This window comes from Allobacillus saliphilus (genome assembly GCF_018138385.1).
Lineage (GTDB): Bacteria > Bacillota > Bacilli > Bacillales > Alkalibacillaceae > Allobacillus > Allobacillus saliphilus.
Genome location: NZ_JAGSIE010000003.1, coordinates 126,721 through 148,519, shown reverse-complemented (window position 1 = coordinate 148,519; position 21,799 = coordinate 126,721). Strand labels below are relative to the sequence as shown.

Here is a 21,799-nt window from a genome sequence, read left to right as displayed (position 1 = left end):
CTATTGTACCAATTTATTCAGGATCTTGGCGATTTCATGCTCATTATGTTTCAATGTCCCATCTTCATGTAAGTTTGCAATATTCCCCCGAACGACTTCAACACCCAATTGTTGGATAACTTCATCATCACTTAAGACCGGTTCCGCTTTTTCTTTTTCATATTCTGCAATGATTCCGTGCGAAATTTCTTCATTATGAACAATAATCCGATCCAAAAAAGATTGGTTGGCATGTTTATGAATCGCTTTAATATGGTCTGATGCTTTATAATGACTCGTTTCACCGTGCTGTGTCATAATATTGCACACATAAACAGAAGTTGCCTTCGTTTTACGTAATGCTTCCTGGATTTTTGGTGCAATTAAATTCGGCATAATACTTGTGTATAAGCTACCAGGTGCAATGACAATTAATTCAGCTTGCTCAATTGCCCGAATCGCTTCTGGTAAAGGTTCAACATTATCCGTATCATAAAAGACACGCTTGATTCGCTTTCCTACTTTAGGAATTTGCGACTCACCACGAACAACGGACCCGTCTTCAAATTCAGCTTTTAAATACATATTTGAGTTGGAAATTGGATAAATGCGACCTTTCACATTAAACACACGTGAAATTTCCTTTATGCCTTTATAAAAATCACCCGAAATTGATGTCATACCAGCCAAAATTAAATTTCCAAGCGCATGACCGGATAGACCATTTCCATTTTCGAATCGATATTGAAAGAGCTTTAATAATGTTGGCTCAACCGCAGACATCGAAGCAATTACTTTGCGAATATCACCAGGCGCAGGTATGGCAAGGTCCTCCCTCAATCTGCCTGTGCTTCCTCCATCGTCAGCTACAGTAACGATAGCAGACAAATTCACCGGATACTTTCTCAAACCACGCAGTAAAACCGGCATCCCGGTTCCTCCCCCGATGACCACGACTTTTGGGCCATTTATATCTGTCATTTTTTAATTCTTCCCCTTTTTTTATCGATATCCCTATGATACACATGCGTTGTATAACTTTTGCTTAAAATGTCACCTAACTTCTCTGACAAAGCAACCGAGCGATGCTGTCCACCCGTACAACCAATTCCAATGACCAATTGACTCTTTCCTTCTCGCACATAATGCGGAAGCATGTACTCTAATAAATCCTGTAACTTCCTCATAAATGTCCGTGTCTCTTTCCACTTGAACACATACGATGAAACTTCATGATTTTTACCTGTTAAGTCTCTCATGGAGTCGACATAATGAGGGTTCGGCAAGAAACGCACATCGAACATCAAATCCGCATCGATGGGTACCCCATGTTTGAATCCGAATGAAACAACTTGAACGGAGAAAACTTGTTGTTTTTTCTCCTTGAAATGCTCGGTAATTTTCTGACGTAGATCTTTAGCAGGTAAATTATCCGTATGTAGAATAATTTGAGCGCGTCCCTTTAATTCATCTAATATTTGACGCTCTTGCTTAATTCCTTCCAACGGTAACCCTTCCGGCGCCAGTGGATGGGAACGTCTCGTTTCTTTATAACGCGTGACAAGCGTTTGGTCCTCGGCATCTAAAAATAAAACTTGTTCAGCAATCCAATCGTCCTCAGCGAGTTGATCAAGCGTTTCGTATAATGTATCAAAAAACTCTCTGCCACGTAAATCCATGACAACAGCGAGTTTCTTATTTTCTTCCTGATTATCTTTCATCAACTCTAAAAATTTAGGGAGCAAGGTTGGTGGCAAATTATCAACACAAAAATATCCGAGATCTTCGAAGCTATGTATGGCTACAGTCTTTCCGGCACCTGACATTCCTGTAATGATAACTAATTCTACTTTTGATTTCGACTTGTCTTTCATGCGATCACCTTTTCTTCCTATTTTATTTAGACGATGGTTTTCTATATATATATTTGTATATTTGGTTCGGTATGTTTACGCGATTTTAATCTTACGGCTTATGAAAGAGTTGATCGTGTTAAATTCATGATTCCTTATCACTCATTATACAATGGATTGATTGAACCACCAAAGAAAATCAAACATTGTCTTAAATTATTCATTCAATTGCCATCAAAAAAACACAGGCAGTTTTCGAAACTACCTGTGCGTGAAACAATATATTGAATAAAGGGGGTCAATATTTACTTACATTGTACCCGATAATTGTTGCAACCGTGTTACAACAGCGTTAAAACCCTTTTACTTTTTTATTTCTTTGTTGTACTGAGTTTTTCCATTAAATCTTCAATATACGATTGAGCGCGTTGGCCCGCGATACTTCCGTCACCGGTTGCCGTAACGATTTGGCGTAGTTCTTTTTCACGAACATCACCCGCTGCAAAAATTCCTGGAATGTTTGTCTCCATATTTTCATTCGTTACAACTTGGTTTTCATCATTTAAGATTCCGAGACCTTTAAACGGGTCACTTAATGGAAGCAATCCGATGTAAATAAATACACCGTCGATCTCTTCCTCGCGTTCTTCACCTGTTTGGTTATTAACAAGAACCGCTGTTTTTACTTGGCCGTCCCCTTTAATTTCCTTCATTTCAGTGTTCCAATAAAAATCAATTTTTTCATTTTCAAAGGCACGATCTTGAAGGATTTTTTGGGCACGAAGCTCATCACGTCGGTGAATAATCGTGACTTTATCAGCAAAACGAGTTAGATAAATACCTTCCTCAACAGCAGAGTCTCCTCCACCAACAACGAAAAGTCTTCTTTCTTTAAAGAAAGCTCCGTCACAAACGGCACAATAAGAAACACCGCGTCCAGCAAACTCCTCTTCACCAGGAATTCCTAGCTTCTTGTATTCTGCACCGGTAGAAATAATGATTGAGCGTGTGTGGAACTCTTGGTCCCCTGCTCTAACGACTTTATAATCACCAAAATCTTCAACCGATTGAATATCGCCATATGCATACTCAGCACCAAACTTCTGTGCGTGTTCAAACATTTTAGTCGATAAATCCGGTCCTAATATATGATCGAAACCTGGGTAGTTTTCGACATCTTGTGTGTTTGCCACTTGGCCACCAGGCATTCCTCTTTCAAGCATTAATGTGTCCAGGTTGGCGCGAGAAGTATAAACAGCTGCCGTCATTCCAGCAGGTCCTGCTCCTGCAATAATTACATCATACATACGTTCATCAGTCATAAATCCTCACTCCTTTTATCAAACATCCTACTTCATCATATTCTATTATTTTACGTTCGACAAACGTTTAGCTCAAACGTTACCGAGGATGCTTGGAGCCCTTAAATTTGGTCGATGAAATCCGCTAAGTCCGGATGTTTTTTGCGTCCTTGTTCCCAAACTTGCTCAGCTTTTTTCACTTGGCCGACTTGTTTTAATGCATAGCCGTACCAAAGATAGTAATTCAAAAAGCCAGAAACACTGCCAACAGGGATTTTACTAAATCGTTGGACTGCTTCTTCACACGCATTCACTTGAGAAAGGATTACAGCTATCTTTAGCTTTTGTGAATCATACGTCGGATATACGTTCTTCAATGATTCAATCAGCTCATCAGCCATCTTTTTTTGATTGGAGTGATAATAAAAATAAATTAAATTGAGTCGACTATGAATGGAACTAGAATCTTGTTCGAACCAAGACTCCTCTAGTGTAATCGCAACATCTTCTTTTCCTAGTCGAAACAATGCATATGCGTAATCATGTCGCGCTGGAATATATTCTGGAAACTGAACCATCATTTCTTCCAATATTTCAATCGCTTTATCCCATTCTTGATGTTCTAAATAATAATAGGAAGATTCTTGGCAAATAAAGAATTCATCTTCTTCATCCATTTCTAACTCATCTTCGAGATCTTCAAGCATTACTTGATTGATCAAAGAAATTAATTCCTGAACATCCTCCGAAAATTCACCCTCAGGCGCTTCAGATAGATATTCTGTCGCATACCGTTTCGCTTCCTGAAAGAGACCTAAATGCGCATAGTTATTCGCCAAAAGATAATACCCATCGACATAATCTTCATCCAATTCGACTACGCGCTGCAACAGTTCATTTGCCCGATGATATTGGTGCAACTCTGTATATAACACCGACAACTGGCTAAGAAAAAGCGGATTATCCGGCGAACACTCAATGGCCTTCTTGATCCATTTTTCCGCACGTGAAAATTGCTTTCGTTGAAAAGCCTTCACACCATGGGAAAAATAGAACTGGCTATCCGCACGAAACGGGACCACGTTTCCATCTAAATTGTTTTTCTGTTTCATACGTGATGTTTGCATAAGGGCCTCCTACAAGACTCATCATAATTCTTCTTTATAGTATAACATATACCAAATATTCACAGTAGGTATATTTAGGAAGGAGAACATTCGGTCGGACTTTCGCGAAAAATGAACATAACAATCTAATGAAGGCGGTTGACTGTTCAAAGATGTTTGCTGATTGGTCAAAGGTGTACGCCAATTGTTCAAAGATTCGCGTTCATCGTTCAAAGGGATGCGCTTACCGTTCAATGATTTGCGTTGACCGTTCAAAGGGACGCTCTAAACGTTCAATGATTTCCATTGACCGTTCAAAGGGACGCGCTTACCGTTCAATGATTTCCATTGACCGTTCAAAGGGACGCGTTGACCGTTCAATGATCTGCGTTGACCGTTCAAAGGGACGCGCTTACCGTTCAAAACTCTGCGTTGACCGTTCAAAACGCTTCGCTAACCGTTCAAAAAGTGCATGTATTCGAAAAAACACGATCAACAAAGTAAAAAGGATTAGAGCGTGGTCTCTCGCTCTAATCCTTCCCTCTCTACTTCATTTCTTCTTTCACAGGATTTTGCGCTTCATAAATCGACTTTTCCAGTTCTTCCGCATGTTGTTTCATCTCTTGTTCATCCCATTGGAAGTAGTCTTTCATTTCCTGAATGACCGGCTTTTTGTATTTTTTCACAAACTCTATATCAAAGAAAAGCGCTCCTGTCCGTCGAACGAAAAAGTCAACCGGCTTATAGACAGCTTCATATTCGAGCGTGTACATTAACTCCGCCCAAATATCAGCTTCCAAAAATACATGTTCATGTATTGCTGTCTCGTAAAACTCAATCAATTTTTCAGTATTCGCACCGTAACGGTTCACCCATTTTTCGAGCATTTCTTCTGGGTAGCCAGATTCGAGCATATTCTTCTTAAATTGTTTGAAGCCTTTCGATCCGCCGACTTCACCACCTGCTAATGGCATTTTTTTCGTTTTCGATTCAGGAAGCTTCCGGCCGTTTTCCGATTTCCATTGGGAAGCGACGAGATCGACAATGCTTTGAGCCATTTTACGATAGCCTGTTAGTTTCCCGCCTGCGATAGAAATCAGCTGAGAATCGGATATAAAAATTTCATCTTTCCGAGAAATCTCTGATGGATCCTTTCCTTCTTGCTGGATCAGTGGGCGAATCCCAGACCAAGAAGATTCGATGTCTTGCTCATTCACGTTAACAGTCGGGAACATTTCATGGATGGCCCGCATCAAGTACGCTCGGTCTTGTAAAGAAGCTGTTGGATTTTCAAAATCACCTGTATAGGCTGTATCCGTCGTCCCAACATATGTTTTACCGTCTCTTGGAATTGCAAAAATCATCCGCCCATCAGGAGAATCAAAATAAATCGCTTGTGTCAGTGGAAAAACAATACTATCAAACACAAGATGTACGCCTTTTGTATGGAAGAGCGGCTTTTTCAGCGATGGATTGTCTTTCGCACGAAGCTCATCAACCCATGGACCTGCTGCATTGACGACTTTATCTGCATATACGGAAACAGATTCATCATTCAATTGATCAACCGCATCCACACCGACAACTTTTCCGTCGCGATATAAAAATTGATCGACTTTCATATAGTTAAAAGCGACAGCGCCGTTCTCAACAGCCTTTTTCAATATTTCCATTGTCAATCGGGCGTCGTCGGTTTTATATTCGACATAATAGCCGCTTCCTGCCAAGCCTTCCCGGCGTAACAATGGCTCATTGTTCAACGTTTCTTCTTTATTGAGCATTTGTCGTCGTTCTTTCTTTTTCACGCCTGCCAAAAAATCGTACAATTTCAGGCCGATATTTGTCGTAAATGGACCGAATGTTCCTTCATCATAAAAAGGCAACAACATCCACTCTGGGGTTGTAATATGTGGTCCGTTTTCATAAACGATTTCCCGTTCTTTCCCGACTTCAGCTACCATTTTTATTTCAAAGTTTTTCAAATAACGCAATCCACCATGTACGAGCTTGGTGGAGCGACTCGAGGTTCCAGCTGCAAAATCTTGCATTTCGAATAAAGCTACATTCAAGCCTCTTGTCACTGCATCCAAAGCAATGCCGGCTCCGGTAATCCCGCCACCGACAATAATGAGGTCAAACTGCTTATTTAATTGCTGTTTGGCTTCTTGTCTATGTTTATTGGAAAATGTATTGGTCAATAGAAGCACCTCCTTAAGAAAAAGATTTATTTATTCCGTAAACGCTTGTGTCGCTTTAACTGCACGTTTCCATCCTTGATAAAGCTCGTTGCGAATATTGTCCTCCATAACTGGCTCAAATAAACGGTCCTCAGCCCATTGTTTTTCAATCTCTTCTTTATTCGACCAAAAACCGACGGCAAGACCTGCCAAATACGCTGCTCCAAGTGCCGTTGTTTCATTCACAACAGAGCGTTCCACAGGGACATTCAACATATCACTTTGAAATTGCATTAAAAATTCATTTTTTACTGCACCACCATCGACACGTAGTTTTTTCAATTCAATCGATGAATCCTCCATCATCGCATTCACAACGTCCTTCGTTTGATATGCAATCGATTCCAAGGTGGCACGGATGAAATGCTCTTTGTCTGTTCCGCGGGTTAAACCAAATACAGCACCTCGGGCTTTACTATCCCAATAAGGGGTACCGAGGCCAACGAAAGCAGGAACTACATATACGCCTTCCGCTGATTGAACACGCTCCGCATAACGTTCGCTTTCAGGTGATCGCTGGAACATCCGCAGCCCATCACGAAGCCACTGGATAGCAGAACCAGCAACGAAAATACTACCTTCCAACGCATAATTCACTTCCCCATCAAGTCCCCAGGCAAGTGTTGTCAATAAGCCGTTTTTAGATGATACTGCCTCTTTTCCCGTATTCATTAACATAAAACATCCCGTGCCGTAAGTGTTTTTGGCCATTCCTTTTTCAAAACAAGCTTGACCGAATAATGCAGCTTGTTGGTCACCGCACGCTCCAGCAATCGGAATATTTTCACCGAGAAAGTGATAACTGATCGTTTCACCGTATATTTCTGAGGAAGGCCGCACTTCAGGCAACATAGACTTCGGCACACCGAGAATGTCGAGCAATTCTTCATCCCAGGACAATTCATGAATGTTATACATCAATGTACGCGATGCATTCGAATAGTCCGTGACATGAACTTGGTGACCGGTCAATTGGTAGATGAGCCATGTGTCAATTGTTCCAAACATGAGCTCACCCGCCTCAGCTTGTTCCCTCGCTCCTTCAACATTATCCAAAATAAACTTCACTTTCGTTCCGGAAAAATAAGGATCAATCAATAACCCGGTCTTTTCTCGAAACAATTCTTCATATCCTTGATCTTTTAACTCCTGACAAATATCTTCGGTTTGACGTGACTGCCAAACAATTGCTTTATGAATCGGCCTGCCCGTTTTTCGCTCCCAAACAATAGTCGTCTCTCGTTGATTCGTTATTCCAATTCCAGCCACTTGGTTCGGGTGCAAGTCTGCCTTTCGCAAAACGTTTGTAATGCATGACTGTACAGATGTCCATATTTCATTCGCATCATGCTCTACCCAGCCTGGCTGTGGAAAATATTGTTTAAATTCTTCATGCGCTGTCTCTACAATCTCACCTTGATGGTTAAACAAAATCGCCCGTGAGCTCGTCGTTCCCTGATCCAATGCCATCATGAACTTTTCCATCATTATTCACTCCCTCAGCTTACGTCAAAAGAATGTCTATAAATTTATCTTACCAAAAATTGTTCACAAAAGAACAGCAAACAGGTGTAGTGAACAATTCTTTTTTGGCTGATTAGTAAGGTGGAGTAGAATTTTTTTATAAGACTATTTGGGAATATTTTCGATCGTTCGGGGGTATAGAGCCCCTCTATTAGACCTTTCAGCCGTTTTTTTCGACCGCTTTGGGGGTATAGGTCCCTCTATTAGACCTTTCAGCTGTGTTTTTCGAGCATTCGGGCGTATAGACGCACCCTATTCGACCTTTTAGCGATTTTTTTCGACCGCTTCGGGGTATAGAGCCGCTCTATTAGACCTTTCAGTCGTTTTTTTCGAGCATTCGGGCGTATAGAGCATTCCTATTAGACCTTTCAGCTGTGTTTTTCTGGCATTCGGGCGTATAGAGCATTCCTATTAGACCTTTCAACTATTATTTTTAGCCGTTCGGGCGTATAGACATCTTTCACTCTGGATAAAAACAACATGGGTTGATCACTATCAAAAAAAGTCCCCTACTTAAACCCAGAGGACTTCTTACCATCATTTTCTATTTTCCATTTCTTCCCTCGTGTAAATCAATTTCATCGGATTGCCTCCGACAAATGCACCAGCGGGCACATCTTCATGCACAAGGGTAGCCGCTGAAACGATTGCTCCATCGCCAATCGTTACACCGGGTAAGATTGTGCAGTTTGCTCCAATCATCACTTCATCTCCGATAATGACATCTCCTAATCGGTACTCATCAATTAAATATTCATGGGCCAAAATCGTTGTATTATAGCCAATGATTGAATTTCTACCGATCGTTATTTTCTCAGGAAACATTAAATCAGGCATAACCATCAAAGCAAGTGATGTTTGACGGTCGATGGTCATTCCTAGAAAAGTTCGGTACAACCAACGCTTCAAGCGAAGAGAAGGGGTATAGCGACCTATTTGGATAAAAATAAAATTTTTCGCGACTTTAAAGAACGATACCGTTTGATAAATATGCCATAAAGAGTTTGCGCCCTTTACAGGATATCTTGTCGTTTTCCGCATAGCTACCTACCCACCTCTCTATTTCAATTTGTTTATTTTTCTTCTATGAGTTTTTCTAAATCAGAAATATGCTCAAGCATATAATGTGGGTCGAATGATTGCAAAAATTCCTTGCCTTTTGCTGACCATGCTACACCTGCAGCCAACACCCCTGCATTGTGAGCCGCTTCAACATCGTGTGAGTTGTCACCGACCATCAATGTCGTCATCGGATTAGCTTTCAATTGATCCATCGCTTCGACTAATGCTTCCGGGTGAGGTTTTGCATTGTCAACATCATCCAAGCCGATAATGACGTCGAAAAATTGATCAATCTTTGTCAAAACCAATCCTTTAATGGCTGTATCGCGGAGCTTACTCGTAACGATCGCCATCTTGATGCCTTTCTCGTGAAGGTTTTTAATCGTCTCAAAAACACCATCAAACGCTTGAACTAAACGATCATGGTTTTCAAGGTTGTGTGCTCGGTACGTGTCCATCATCTCATCCACTTGGTCTGGACGTATCTTCATTAATGAATCACGAAGAGGCGGTCCAATGAACGCTTGAATTTCATCTTCAGTATATTCACGGTCAGCATATTGCTTAATCGTATGCTGAAAAGACCCCACAATTAAATCGTTCGTATCAATTAACGTACCATCTAAATCAAATAAAATCGTTTCTATTTTCATGTTTGAATCGGTTCCTTTCTACGTAGTTTTTTATCTCTTTCAACTCGATTCCAAATGAACGCCACCGTAATCGTCAAAATCAGTGCCGTCACTAATCGGATGAGTAACAATGGCCATACCGGGATGCCTAATGGAATAAAGATCAATGTATCCTCAACGACTGCGTGACACGTAACGAGGAAAATCATCACGAGATACATATCCTTTTTTGAAACTTGATCTTCTTTCACCGCTTGGATCATGACACCTGCACCGTAAGCTAACCCAATTGTGAGTCCTGCCACCAACGTCATTGAAGCGTTTCGTTCAACGCCAATCACCTTTGTAAATGGAGCAAGTTTTTGAGACATCCAATCCATCCAATGATTGTCACGTAACCATTGCATAACCATCATGAGCGGAATAACGATCAATGCCAATTGCAATATGGCCAAAGTAGCTGTGTGTACAGCATTCAAAACAATCGCCGACCAACCCTCTGGTTCCGCTTGAGAACTGATCATCCCATATTGAGCCGCTTCACTTCCGCCATTCCAGAGAAGATTAACGAGAAAAGCGGCAATCAATGCCAAGCCGACACGCACGAGTAAGATGATCCAAAATTTAATGCCGACTTTTGAAGCGACTGCTGACTCTATAAATAAGTTATGGCTAAACGAAAGCATAATCGCCATAATGAAAACTTCTTTTACCGTAAAATCAAAACTAACAATGGCTGCAATTCCTGCATAAAGGTTTAAGAAATTTCCTAACACCAATGGAACGGCAGCTTCGCCGGATAAGCCAATGAATTTCATGAAAGGCTCAAGCCAACCAATAACCATCGGCATTACCGGGGTGAACTGTAAAATCGTCACGATCAATGTAATCGGAAAAATTACCTTACCTAATGTCCATGTTAGATTTAACCCGCTAAACAAGCCCCTTTTCAACGTTCCATTCAATTGACATACTCCTTTTTCATATGAGGTGAAGTTGTTATTTCTTCTTACCTTTTTGATTATTCTTTTTCACTTTTTTGTTTTGGTTCGCTTTTTTGTTTTTCGACGGACTGCCTTTCTTGTATCCACCAATAGGGGTTCCATCATATAACTCATTCGCGAGACCTTGTTGCTTACGATAGAACATAACAATGAGCGATCCGGCAATCAATAAAATGGATACCAATTGAGCTGTGCGCAGTTCAACAACGAATAAGTCGATATATAAACTATCCGTACGCATCGCTTCGATAAAGAAACGGCCGACAGAATACCAAATTAAATAGTTTAAGAAAATGACGCCACGTCTTGGGTTTACTTTATATCGTAGAATCAATAACAATACTAAAACGAGCACATTCCACATCGATTCATATAAAAACGTCGGATGCATGTAAGTTCCATCGACACACATTTGGTTCATAATCCAATTCGGTAAATATTGATGAAAATTTTGATAAGCCTGTTCTGAAATTGGTCCACCATATGCTTCTTGGTTCATGAAATTTCCCCAACGCCCAAGAATTTGACCAATCAATAAGCTTGGTGCCGCAATATCTGCAATTTTCCAAAAAGATACTTCTTTTACTTTTGCATAAAAATAAGCGGTTAATACGGAAAATAATAATGCCCCGTGTATCGCGAGTCCACCCTCACGAATATCGATAATATCCATCAGTGAATTGTAACGGTCCCACTCAAACGCAACATAATAAAGTCGTGCACCAACGATTGCTGCAGGGACGGCAAAAATTAATAGATCCACGAAAAAGTCTTTATGTAGACCGAGTCGCTTACCTTCTTGAGTGGCGACAACTAATGCGATTAATGCCCCCATCATAATCAAAAAACCGTACCAATAAATCGGTAACGAGCCGATTTCGATAAACACTCGATCATATGGCTCTTGTGTACAATACATCAAATCTCTCCTGTCTTTCTTAACTAGACGAATTGCGCTTACTCAACTTCGGTACTATCTACATCATTAAAAACGGAGTTTAAACGGTCAGAAAATTCCTCTGCAGTGTTAACACCCATTCGTTTTAGACGGAAATTCATCGCAGCCACTTCAATAATGACCGATAAGTTTCTTCCTGGACGAACTGGAATAATCGCTTTCGGTAAATCTACATCCATGATTTTCATTCGATCTTCGTCAAGTCCAAGTCGGTCATACTGCTTATTTTCTTCCCATGTTTCCAAATGAACGACAAGTGAAATTCGTTTGTAATTACGGACAGCACCCGCTCCGAATAACGTCATCACGTTAATAATCCCTAATCCGCGGATTTCCAATAGATATTCAATTAAATTCGGTGGATTCCCGATGAGTGTATCATAGTCTTCCTGTCGAATCTCCACATTATCATCAGCTACTAATCGGTGCCCTCTTTTAACAAGCTCCAACGCGGTCTCACTTTTACCGATTCCACTCTTCCCAGTAATCAAGACACCAACACCATACACATCGACTAATACACCATGAACAGCCGTCGTCGGTGCAAATCTTGATTCCAAGTAGTTTGTCAAACGACTGATGACCCGGGTCGTTTTATGAAGCGATCGCATTAATGGCACACCTGCTTCATCAGCAACATCGATCAACCCTTGAGGAACATCTTGCCCTCGAGTAATGACAATCCCTGGTGTCACATCTGTACAAAGATTATCCATCAATTGACGCATCTCATTATTCGGAAGATCAATTAAAAACGACAACTCGGTACGGCCCATTAACTGAAGACGTTCTTTCGGATAATACTTAAAATATCCCGCCATCTCCATGCCTGGTCGAGAGATATCACTCGTTACAATTTCTCTATGTAAACCATCTTTACCGCCGACAAGCTCTAAGTTAAATTGTTCTAATAAATCACGCGTTTGCACCTTGATCATCTATGATTCCTCCAAACATTCATCCCTCATCATCATACCATTTCTTAGGAATAATCGCATAATTCATGATGATTTTTTTATGATTTTCGGAAAACAACTATTCGAAAAGTGTGTAAACCTATAAATTACGGGTAATTAATATCTATAATGAGATAACGATTTTCAAAGGGGGCTATACGATGCAAAAGTTCATTCCCGAAATCAAGACGAAAGAAGACCAACAGCGAAATCAATATGATTTAGAAATCAAAAATGGGCATTTTAAAATATATTTTACTGAAAAATACGCCTCCATACAGTTACTCGGCGATATTGCCGTCGGTTTTTTCTTTGTGTTCGGAAGTTTAATCAATATATTCGGCGGACCTTCCGTCATTAGTAATAGCGCTTATTTAATCGGGAGTCTTTCCTTGACTGTCCGACCGATTTTAAAAATTATTCGTCGTACTTGGGTGTACAATGAGAAAAAACAAAATGAGCAAGAAAAGGCAGATTATCGACAAACATACGCCACTACTGAGGAGTACAATCGTGTGAAAGAACAGGCAATACACGTGAATGGTGAGTTTTCAGAAGATGTGCAACAAGCTTTTCTCGATCGTGGCGAGCTTAAAGACGACGGTGGTATGCAAGTTGTACGTAAAGGCGCTCACTTTGAAAGCCACACGATTGGTGGAAATATAAAACCTGACCCTAAAAACGAGCTATCTAGCTCTGAAGAATATATAGAGACGAGTGAGCCTTCAACACAAGAATCTAGTCATTCAGAGGGACAGATTCATATTGACGAAGATGAAAAAGGTAGGGAGGAACAAGAAGCGACATCTGACAGAACACCCGATCCTAAAGAGGGACAAGAACAGAATGATCAAGAATCTGACGAAGATGATACTGGTTCCGATCGAGGCTTTTTCCATCACGATGCTAGTGACGATGATGACAGTAGCAATGAAGACGAACAATCACTTTCATTAGATCCAGATGACCGTGAGGACAATGAAGAAGAACAGTCGAAAGAGTCAAAAGAGTAATCTTGTTTGATAATTAAAACGCTCGCACAGCTATTAAACTGTACGAGCGTTTATTCATGAACAAGAATTAATTCACGATATCTTTCACTAATCTTTCCAATAACATATTTAACAAGGAAATGATTAGAGCCGCAAGAATTGCCCAGCCAAATCCGTCAATGATGAATGTGTCTCCCATCATCCACTGAGCAAGCATTAATGTAATGGCATTGACGACGAACAAAAACAAGCCTAAGGTGAAGATTGTAATTGGTAACGTAAAAATTAGGATAATCGGTTTTACGACAACATTTAAAATTGATAAAATGAATGCCGCTATTAATGCATAGCCGAAATGCTCAATTTCAACTGCATCAAAAAGCTCTGCAACAGCAATAATCGCAACGGCATTAAGGATAATCGATAGAATCCATTTTCGTAGCATCAAAAAACTCCTTACTTTAATCGTTTTCTTTTTTGTCGATAATTGGATTTACTTTTATACTACCTGTTTTCGTTGATAGGTCAATATCGAAATATTCACCTTCGCCATCCGTATTATGGAATTGGACTTGTTTTTTCATCAGATGTTCATCCATATTTGTTTTCATGACATCTTTCAATTGTATATCTACATTTCCAATCGACGTATTCGCTGAGCCGATCATCGGAATATCTCCTGGCATATACACTTGAATCGAACCAGTCATCGTTTCAACTGCCAAGGACTTGGCTTGTTTATTTCGAATATAACTTCGAACACTTCCCGTTACGACATAAATATCAAGATCTTCCATTGAACCATCGACATAAACGGAACCTGTCGTTGCAGCTAATTTAGCTTTCGTGAACTCAGTATCATCAAGCTTAATCGAACCGTTCTTCGTTTCTACGTACAATGTATTACCTGTATATTGATCCATCGTAATACTACCATTGATTGTCGAAATGCTCGCTTGCTCAAAATGAGTTGATAGAAACTTCATCGAACCATTCATTGCCTTAAACGAAACTTTATCATATTTTTTCTTTGGTAAATAAATGACTAATTTCGTTTGGATATTTTTATTATTCGTTTCGAAACGTAATGTATCCTCTACAAGTCCGATATTTGCATGGCGATCAAAATATTCTTCCGCTTTTTGTTGATCATTTTCTTTATATACTTTCGCTTTACAATCAATGACGATCTCACTCGATCCAATCGGCAAGAATTCCAGCGTCGTGTTGAATAAATCGAAATCTAGATGATTCACTTCGCTCACTGGAAAGGTGTATTTGCGATGGATATCCATTTGCTGAAAGTTAAACTCAAACGGTCCGTCCTTAATCCGTTGAAACGTATCATCCAAAAAGTTTTTCACACCTTCAGTAAAACTACGAACATCTTGCTTGAATCGCTCCTGCGTATAGCCTTCTCCAGTATTGTTCTGACGCTTTTTTTCTGCTTCCTCTTCTTCCGAGTCGGCTAACAAACGATCCGCTTCATCGCTCGTAATTTGCCCTTCTTCCAAAAGCCTTAATATTCGTTTTCTTTTTTCACTCATGACATTTCCTCCATTATTAAATCATCTCCATCTTATGTATATTGTAATGGATTTAGACATGAAAAGGAATCAAGCAACAGACTGAAAATTCAATTAAAAAACTCATCCTCTAGACTTAGCTTGTGATGAGGGTGTGTTGACTGTTGACCAGGTTGGGCTGACTGTTGATAAACGCTTGCTAACTGTTGATAGATGCGTCCTGACTGTCGATAAACGCTTGCTAACTGTTGATAGAAGCTTCCTAACTGTCGATAAATGCCCGCTGACTGTTGATAAAGGCGTTCTGACTGTCGATAAGCGCTCGCTAACTGTTGATAGACGCGTCTTAACTGTCGATAAATGCTTGCTGACTGTCGATAAGCGCTTGCTAACTGTTGATAGATGCGTCGTAACTGTCGATAAATGCTTGCTGACTGTTGATAGAAGCTTCCTACCTGTCGATAAATGCCCGCTGACTGTTGATAAAGGCGTGCTGACTGTCGATAAGCGCTTGCTAACTGTTGATAGAGGCGTCTTAACTGTCGATAAATGCTTGCTGACTGTCGATAAGCGCGTCCTAACTGTCGATAAACTACAAATAACTTCTCAAATTAAAAAGAAGCCGCTGAAATTTCAGCGACTTCTTATCGTTAACAAACTAATCAAAGGTAACCGTATGATACGTTTCATACCGGAAATAACGCAAAGCGAGATCAAATTCACTGAGTTCTTCATTTCCTTGACGCACCTTCTGGAGCATGCCGTCAATTTGGCTTTTGTGAGCTTTCAATGCATTCAGCTTCTTTTGGAAGACATCTTTTGTATCAACAACAATGTCAGGGCTTCCGATCATTTCTTGGTGATCATTTGAAATGGCGTTTGCCCATACTTCCGGACGTTTGTCTGGATCCATATCTCGGATTGCACGAAAAGCTGCGCGTCCCATCGCATTGTGATCAGGGTGGACAGCATAAGGTGGATAAAAAGTGATGACTAAGGAGGCATCCAATTCTTCAATTCGCTTTCGAAGATCGTCAGCTACTACTTGTTCATCTTCAAATTCCATCGTTTTATCTCGGTACCCGAGCATTTGTAAATCCATATCAATCTCTTTACATGCTTTAATCAGTTCTTGTTTACGAATTTCAGGTAGTGTTTCACGGTTTGCGAAAAAAGGACTACCCATGTTCCGTCCCATTTCACCGAGTGTCCCACATAGATAGGTGACTGGAACACCTGCTTCTCTAAATTTCACGACTGTACCTGCCGTTCCAAATGATTCATCATCCGGATGAGGATAAATTACGACGACATGTTTATGCTTGCTGTAATCAATTTCCATGAGACCCCTCCTTTTTGCACATCTTCTTTATATTTTAGTAGTTGAATGGCGTTTCGCTTAGCTGCATGGCGACCATGAGGCGACCGTCCGCATCATGACCTGCCATGAGCAATTGATTGTTTTCATTGAATTCAAAGTCGGTTAAGCCTTCTGCATAGATCCAACCGATCTCATGTTTGAGCCCGACACGATAAGCGCCTTCTTGCTCGACGATTTTTCCTTGTGTATAAGTGATTTGCGCATTTCGAACATAGGCTCCTACATTATAAGCGTTGGCATCAAAGTGCTTGGCGTATGCACCATTTGTTGTTTCGACATGTACATACACCGGTTTGTTCGTCCATTGATCAAGATAATCTTGTACTTTGTTCAATTCAATTGATTTCATATCCAATCCTCCAACTGCTATTTCTCAATTTACTTCGATGGTTCCAATAGCTCTTTCATACGCATTCTGTCTCTTTCCAAAATCGGCTTTAAATATTGACCCGTATGTGACTGTTCGACCTCGGCTACTTCTTCTGGTGTTCCTGTAGCAACGATTTGACCACCACCATCTCCGCCTTCAGGTCCTAAGTCGATCAAATAATCAGCGACTTTAATGACATCTAAGTTGTGTTCAATAATCAAAACGGTATCTCCATTATCAACCAATCGCTGCAATACGTTAAGCAGTTTGGCGATATCTTCCGAATGAAGTCCTGTTGTCGGCTCATCTAAAATATAAAATGTTTTACCGTTTGATCGACGATGCAACTCACTGGCAAGCTTGACGCGCTGCGCTTCGCCTCCTGATAACGTTGTTGCAGACTGCCCTAATCGGACGTAACCTAAACCGACATCATAAATCGTTTGCAGCTTCCGTTTGATTTTTGGAATATTTTCGAAAAACTCAAGTGCTTCTTCAATTCGGAGATCAAGCACTTCTGCAATATTTTTTCCTTTGTATTTCACTTCCAACGTCTCACGGTTGTAACGCGTTCCATGACATACTTCACATGGAACATAAACATCCGGGAGGAAGTGCATTTCAATTTTAATGATTCCGTCACCTTTACAAGCTTCACAACGTCCACCTTTGACGTTAAAACTGAAACGTCCTTTCTGATAGCCGCGAATTTTCGCTTCGCTCGTATCTGCAAATAAATCACGAATATGATCAAAGACACCTGTATAGGTCGCAGGGTTTGACCGTGGTGTACGGCCGATTGGTGACTGATCGATGTCGACGACTTTTTCTAATTGCTTTAACCCAGTTATTTTATCATGTTTACCTGGTTTTGCTTTCGCTCGTTGTAATTGCTGGGCTAATGCCTTTTGTAAAATGCCATTGATTAACGTACTTTTACCCGACCCGGAAACACCTGTGACAACATTCATGACACTGAGCGGAATGGATACGTCAATATTTTTCAAATTATTTTCTTTGGCACCTTTAATACTAACCATTTTATTTTTATTTACTTTTCTACGCTCTGCAGGGAGATGAATAAACTTTTTACCGCTCAAATATTGACCCGTTAACGATTCTTCAATATCCATAACTTCCTTCGGTGGACCACTGGCAACGATTTCGCCACCTTGGGCTCCTGCGCCTGGTCCGATGTCGACTAGCCAATCGGCTGCAAGCATCGTATCTTCATCATGCTCAACAACGATGAGTGTATTATCCAAGTTACGCATTTGCTTGAGCGTTTCGATTAAGCGGTCATTATCTCGTTGGTGTAATCCAATCGATGGCTCATCCAACACATACAGTACACCGGTTAGTGCTGAACCGATTTGTGTTGCTAAACGAATCCGTTGAGCTTCACCACCGGATAGCGTACCCGCCGAACGAGAAAGTGTTAAATAATTCAACCCGACGTTTTGTAAAAAGTGCAGGCGATCATTAATTTCTTTCAAAATCATCTGAGCGATTTGGCGATCTTGATCGGATAATGATAATTGTTGAAACCAATTCAATGAATCGGTAACTGAAAAGTCAGTGACTTCGGAAATATGCTTCTGATTAATTTTAACGGATAACACTTCTTCAGATAAACGATAGCCGTCACATGTCGGGCAAGTGTGCTCTGCCATATATTTACCCATCAATTCACGTGTGAAGCTTGAAATCGATTCATGATAACGACGAGAAATATTGTTGAGTACGCCTTCAAAGAAAATTTGATTCTCACGCACTTGGCCTTGTTCATTTTTATAACGGAATTTAATTTTTTCGTCTCCGCTTCCATTCAACACAATATCCATATGCTCTTTCGGTAAGTCTTTGACTGGCTTTTTCATATCAATGCCAAAATGTTTACATACACTTTTTAAAAGCTGTGGATAATACTGTGAAGACACCGGTTGCCAAGCTGCGATTGCACCTTTCTGTAATGAAAGATCCCAGTCTGGAACAACTAAATCTAGATCCACTTCTAAGTTGGAACCGAGACCATCACATGTTTTACAAGCACCAAATGGACTGTTGAATGAAAACAATCTAGGCTCTAGTTTTCCAACTGTAAATCCACAGATTGGACATGCTAGATTTTCATTAAATTTCATTTCATCGCCGTCGATTAAATCAACGATCACTTGACCTTCACCAAGCTTTAGCGCCGTTTCCATCGAGTCTGCAAGTCGACTTTCGACACCTTCTTTGACGACAATCCGGTCGATGACGACTTCAATTGAGTGCTTTTTATTTTTTTCTAGCTCGATTTCCTCAGAAATTTCTCGCATCTCACCATCAACGCGTAGACGGATATATCCTTCTTTTTTCAAATCAGCTAATACTTTTTTATGCTCACCTTTTCGATCAGAAATGACTGGTGCAAGAATCTGGATTTTCGTCCGTTCTTCTAGCTCCATCACTTGATTGACCATCTGTTCGACAGATTGGGCACTAATTTCAATGTCGTGTCGCGGACAGATTGGTTTCCCGACTCGCGCATACAGCAAGCGGAGATAATCATAGATTTCCGTAACGGTTCCGACTGTCGAACGCGGGTTACGACTTGTCGTTTTTTGGTCGATGGAAATTGCCGGTGAAAGCCCTTCGATCACATCGACATCTGGCTTATCCATTTGACCGAGAAACTGTCGCGCATAAGCGGAGAGGGATTCCACATAGCGGCGCTGTCCCTCTGCATAAATCGTATCAAACGCTAAAGAAGATTTTCCTGACCCAGATAGACCAGTCATAACGACTAATTTATTTTTTGGGATTTTCACACTAACATCTTTTAAATTATGCGCACGTGCTCCTTGGATGGTAATCTCTTTTGTCATTTACGCTCATCCTTCCACTTTCAGTTCCAACAACGCATCGCGTAGTTCCATCGCTTTTTCGAAATCTAGCTCTTTTGCTGCTTGTCGCATTTCTTCTTCCATTTGTTCGATAAGCTTCTGTTTCTCTTCTTTCGATAAGTTCGTATACTCGGAGATTAATTCAGCTTGCTGATCGTCTTCTGAATCATATGTCGCGCGAATGACATCGCGGATTTCCTTCTTGATCGTTGTCGGTGTAATGCCGTGCTTCTCGTTATAAGCCATTTGCTTCTCACGGCGTCGGTTCGTCTCTTCAATCGCTGTTTGCATCGAGTCTGTCATTTTATCCGCATACATGTGTACTTGACCATTCTCATTACGTGCAGCACGACCTGCCGTCTGAATTAATGACCGCTGGGAACGAAGGAACCCTTCTTTATCCGCATCCAAAATAGAAACGAGTGATACTTCCGGAATATCAAGTCCTTCACGCAGCAAGTTAATACCGACAAGAACATCATATTTTCCGATACGCAAATCACGGATAATTTGAATCCGCTCCAACGTTTTAATTTCACTGTGTAAATAGGCCACTTTAATACCCATTTCCTGCAAATAATCCGTTAAATCTTCAGACATTTTAATCGTTAACGTAGTGACTAACACACGCTCATTTCGTTCAATTCGTTTATTAATTTCACCGATTAAATCATCAATTTGACCTTTGCTCGGTTTGACGGTAATTTCAGGGTCCAACAAACCTGTCGGACGGATGATTTGCTCAACCACTTTTGGTGTATGCTCAAGCTCGTAAGGACCTGGAGTGGCCGAAACATAAATCGCTTGGTCCACATGTTTCTCCCATTCCTCAAATTTCAGCGGACGGTTGTCCAATGCTGAAGGAAGACGGAAACCATGCTCAACTAACGTCATTTTTCTCGCCCGGTCTCCATTATACATTCCACGAATTTGCGGCAACGTAACGTGTGACTCATCGATAACCATCAATGAATCATCTGGGAAATAATCGAGTAATGTATATGGTGTTGCGCCTTCATCACGTAACGTTAAATGACGCGAGTAGTTTTCGATTCCTGAACAGAAGCCCATCTCTCGCATCATTTCTAAATCATAATTCGTTCGTTGCTCAAGTCGTTGAGCTTCCAGTAGCTTTCCTTGCTCCTCAAACTTTGCTAGTTGTTCTTCTAGCTCTTTCTCGATATTTTTAATCGCAATTTGCATCTTTTCATCTCTAGTGACGAAGTGGGATGCTGGGAAGATCGCTACGTGATCACGATCACCGATGATTTCACCAGTCAATGCATCCACTTCACGAATCCGGTCAATCTCATCACCAAAAAATTCAATCCGAATACAGTGTTCCTCACGAGAAGCTGGAATGATCTCTACAGAATCACCGCGTACACGGAATGTACCACGTTGAAAATCGATATCATTTCTTGCATATTGAATATCGACAAGGTCGCGTAAGACTTCATTACGTTCTTTTTCCATGCCGACACGAAGTGATAAGACTAATTCGCGGTATTCTGTTGGATTACCTAACCCGTAAATACAGGAAACACTCGCGACAATCAATACGTCTTGTCGTTCAAACAACGCAGATGTCGCCGAGTGACGCAGCTTATCAATTTCATCATTAATGCTCGCGTCCTTTTCAATAAATGTATCAGAGCTAGGAACATATGCTTCCGGTTGATAGTAATCATAATAACTCACGAAATACTCCACAGCATTATTTGGAAAAAATTCTTTAAACTCACTATATAATTGTCCAGCCAAAGTCTTGTTGTGAGCAATGACAAGGGTTGGACGATTGATTTCCTTCACAACATTCGAGACAGTAAACGTTTTCCCCGTTCCTGTCGCACCTAATAACGTTTGATGTTTTTGTTTCTTTTCGATTCCATCGACCAACTGTTCAATCGCTCGCGGCTGGTCTCCCTCTGGCTGGAACTCCGAAAATAACTCAAATTTTTGACTCAAACACATCATCTCCAAAAATAATTTCAATAATCTATTTTAACATGTCACGAACAAAAGTTCTA

The 21,799-nt window shown here is 40.7% G+C and carries 18 protein-coding genes; 1 reads left to right on the top strand and 17 read right to left on the bottom strand.

The genetic code is table 11. The features are described from left to right. The 11 genes from KC820_RS01010 to hprK all read right to left on the bottom strand — a co-directional run bounded on the left by KC820_RS01010 (position 1) and on the right by hprK (position 12,594). Positions 1–960, bottom strand: a complete 960-nt coding sequence (locus tag KC820_RS01010) for a gluconeogenesis factor YvcK family protein (RefSeq protein WP_212367285.1) — start codon at positions 958–960, stop codon at positions 1–3. After that, entirely contained in the window at positions 957–1,853 is an 897-nt protein-coding gene (gene rapZ / locus KC820_RS01005) for an RNase adapter RapZ (protein ID WP_212367283.1), read from the bottom strand. The genes KC820_RS01010 and rapZ overlap by 4 nt, the downstream gene beginning before the upstream one ends. Positions 1,854–2,203: 350 nt before the next feature. Beyond that, complete coding sequence (gene trxB, locus KC820_RS01000) at positions 2,204–3,154, bottom strand: thioredoxin-disulfide reductase (protein ID WP_212367282.1); 951 nt, start codon at positions 3,152–3,154, stop codon at positions 2,204–2,206. A 101-nt stretch (positions 3,155–3,255) separates the two neighbouring features. Next, entirely contained in the window at positions 3,256–4,260 is a 1,005-nt protein-coding gene (locus KC820_RS00995) for a tetratricopeptide repeat protein (RefSeq protein WP_212367281.1), read from the bottom strand. Positions 4,261–4,784: 524 nt separating this feature from the next. After that, positions 4,785–6,437, bottom strand: a complete 1,653-nt coding sequence (locus KC820_RS00990; protein WP_212367280.1) for a glycerol-3-phosphate dehydrogenase/oxidase — start codon at positions 6,435–6,437, stop codon at positions 4,785–4,787. A gap of 30 nt (positions 6,438–6,467) precedes the next feature. Beyond that, complete coding sequence (glpK, locus tag KC820_RS00985) at positions 6,468–7,961, bottom strand: glycerol kinase GlpK (RefSeq protein WP_212367279.1); 1,494 nt, start codon at positions 7,959–7,961, stop codon at positions 6,468–6,470. A gap of 576 nt (positions 7,962–8,537) precedes the next feature. Next, entirely contained in the window at positions 8,538–9,041 is a 504-nt protein-coding gene (locus tag KC820_RS00980; protein WP_212367277.1) for an acyltransferase, read from the bottom strand. 32 nt (positions 9,042–9,073) lie between these two features. Further along, positions 9,074–9,715: a pyrophosphatase PpaX gene (ppaX, locus tag KC820_RS00975; RefSeq protein ID WP_212367276.1), complete on the bottom strand. Its 642-nt coding sequence runs from the start codon at positions 9,713–9,715 to the stop codon at positions 9,074–9,076. Next, on the bottom strand, positions 9,712–10,659 hold the full coding sequence (locus tag KC820_RS00970) for a nucleoside recognition domain-containing protein (protein ID WP_212367275.1): 948 nt from the start codon (positions 10,657–10,659) through the stop codon (positions 9,712–9,714). The genes ppaX and KC820_RS00970 overlap by 4 nt, the downstream gene beginning before the upstream one ends. Positions 10,660–10,693: 34 nt before the next feature. Then, on the bottom strand, positions 10,694–11,617 hold the full coding sequence (gene lgt / locus KC820_RS00965) for a prolipoprotein diacylglyceryl transferase (protein ID WP_212367274.1): 924 nt from the start codon (positions 11,615–11,617) through the stop codon (positions 10,694–10,696). A gap of 38 nt (positions 11,618–11,655) precedes the next feature. Next, positions 11,656–12,594, bottom strand: a complete 939-nt coding sequence (gene hprK, locus KC820_RS00960) for an HPr(Ser) kinase/phosphatase (protein WP_212367273.1) — start codon at positions 12,592–12,594, stop codon at positions 11,656–11,658. Positions 12,595–12,773: 179 nt separating this feature from the next. Between hprK and KC820_RS00955 the strand changes: the two genes are divergently transcribed. Beyond that, complete coding sequence (locus KC820_RS00955; protein WP_212367272.1) at positions 12,774–13,625, top strand: YrhK family protein; 852 nt, start codon at positions 12,774–12,776, stop codon at positions 13,623–13,625. A gap of 67 nt (positions 13,626–13,692) precedes the next feature. Here the strand turns inward: KC820_RS00955 and KC820_RS00950 are convergent, their stop codons facing one another. The 6 genes from KC820_RS00950 to uvrB form a co-directional block, all read right to left on the bottom strand. After that, positions 13,693–14,049 (bottom strand): phage holin family protein, encoded by a 357-nt coding sequence (locus tag KC820_RS00950; protein WP_212367270.1) that lies wholly within the window; start codon positions 14,047–14,049, stop codon positions 13,693–13,695. A gap of 16 nt (positions 14,050–14,065) precedes the next feature. Further along, on the bottom strand, positions 14,066–15,151 hold the full coding sequence (locus KC820_RS00945) for a DUF4097 family beta strand repeat-containing protein (RefSeq protein ID WP_212367269.1): 1,086 nt from the start codon (positions 15,149–15,151) through the stop codon (positions 14,066–14,068). A gap of 637 nt (positions 15,152–15,788) precedes the next feature. After that, positions 15,789–16,472, bottom strand: coding sequence for a bacillithiol biosynthesis deacetylase BshB2 (gene bshB2, locus KC820_RS00940; protein WP_212367268.1), 684 nt, complete (start codon positions 16,470–16,472; stop codon positions 15,789–15,791). 34 nt (positions 16,473–16,506) lie between these two features. Further along, on the bottom strand, positions 16,507–16,860 hold the full coding sequence (locus KC820_RS00935; RefSeq protein ID WP_144087942.1) for a YojF family protein: 354 nt from the start codon (positions 16,858–16,860) through the stop codon (positions 16,507–16,509). A gap of 29 nt (positions 16,861–16,889) precedes the next feature. After that, positions 16,890–19,751 carry an excinuclease ABC subunit UvrA gene (gene uvrA / locus KC820_RS00930; RefSeq protein ID WP_212367267.1) on the bottom strand — a complete coding sequence of 954 codons (2,862 nt, stop codon included), beginning with the start codon at positions 19,749–19,751 and terminating at the stop codon, positions 16,890–16,892. Positions 19,752–19,757: 6 nt separating this feature from the next. Further along, positions 19,758–21,737 carry an excinuclease ABC subunit UvrB gene (gene uvrB, locus KC820_RS00925; protein ID WP_212367266.1) on the bottom strand — a complete coding sequence of 660 codons (1,980 nt, stop codon included), beginning with the start codon at positions 21,735–21,737 and terminating at the stop codon, positions 19,758–19,760. Positions 21,738–21,799 lie beyond the last annotated feature (62 nt).

Coding starts and splice junctions, on each gene's coding strand:
- KC820_RS01010 (WP_212367285.1), bottom strand. CDS start 960: ATGACAGATATAAATGGCCCAAAAGTCGTGGTCATCGGGGGAGGAACC.
- rapZ (WP_212367283.1), bottom strand. CDS start 1,853: ATGAAAGACAAGTCGAAATCAAAAGTAGAATTAGTTATCATTACAGGA.
- trxB (WP_212367282.1), bottom strand. CDS start 3,154: ATGACTGATGAACGTATGTATGATGTAATTATTGCAGGAGCAGGACCT.
- KC820_RS00995 (WP_212367281.1), bottom strand. CDS start 4,260: ATGCAAACATCACGTATGAAACAGAAAAACAATTTAGATGGAAACGTG.
- glpK (WP_212367279.1), bottom strand. CDS start 7,961: ATGGAAAAGTTCATGATGGCATTGGATCAGGGAACGACGAGCTCACGG.
- KC820_RS00980 (WP_212367277.1), bottom strand. CDS start 9,041: ATGCGGAAAACGACAAGATATCCTGTAAAGGGCGCAAACTCTTTATGG.
- ppaX (WP_212367276.1), bottom strand. CDS start 9,715: ATGAAAATAGAAACGATTTTATTTGATTTAGATGGTACGTTAATTGAT.
- lgt (WP_212367274.1), bottom strand. CDS start 11,617: ATGTATTGTACACAAGAGCCATATGATCGAGTGTTTATCGAAATCGGC.
- hprK (WP_212367273.1), bottom strand. CDS start 12,594: ATGATCAAGGTGCAAACGCGTGATTTATTAGAACAATTTAACTTAGAG.
- KC820_RS00955 (WP_212367272.1), top strand. CDS start 12,774: ATGCAAAAGTTCATTCCCGAAATCAAGACGAAAGAAGACCAACAGCGA.
- KC820_RS00950 (WP_212367270.1), bottom strand. CDS start 14,049: ATGCTACGAAAATGGATTCTATCGATTATCCTTAATGCCGTTGCGATT.
- KC820_RS00945 (WP_212367269.1), bottom strand. CDS start 15,151: ATGAGTGAAAAAAGAAAACGAATATTAAGGCTTTTGGAAGAAGGGCAA.
- bshB2 (WP_212367268.1), bottom strand. CDS start 16,472: ATGGAAATTGATTACAGCAAGCATAAACATGTCGTCGTAATTTATCCT.
- KC820_RS00935 (WP_144087942.1), bottom strand. CDS start 16,860: ATGAAATCAATTGAATTGAACAAAGTACAAGATTATCTTGATCAATGG.
- uvrA (WP_212367267.1), bottom strand. CDS start 19,751: ATGACAAAAGAGATTACCATCCAAGGAGCACGTGCGCATAATTTAAAA.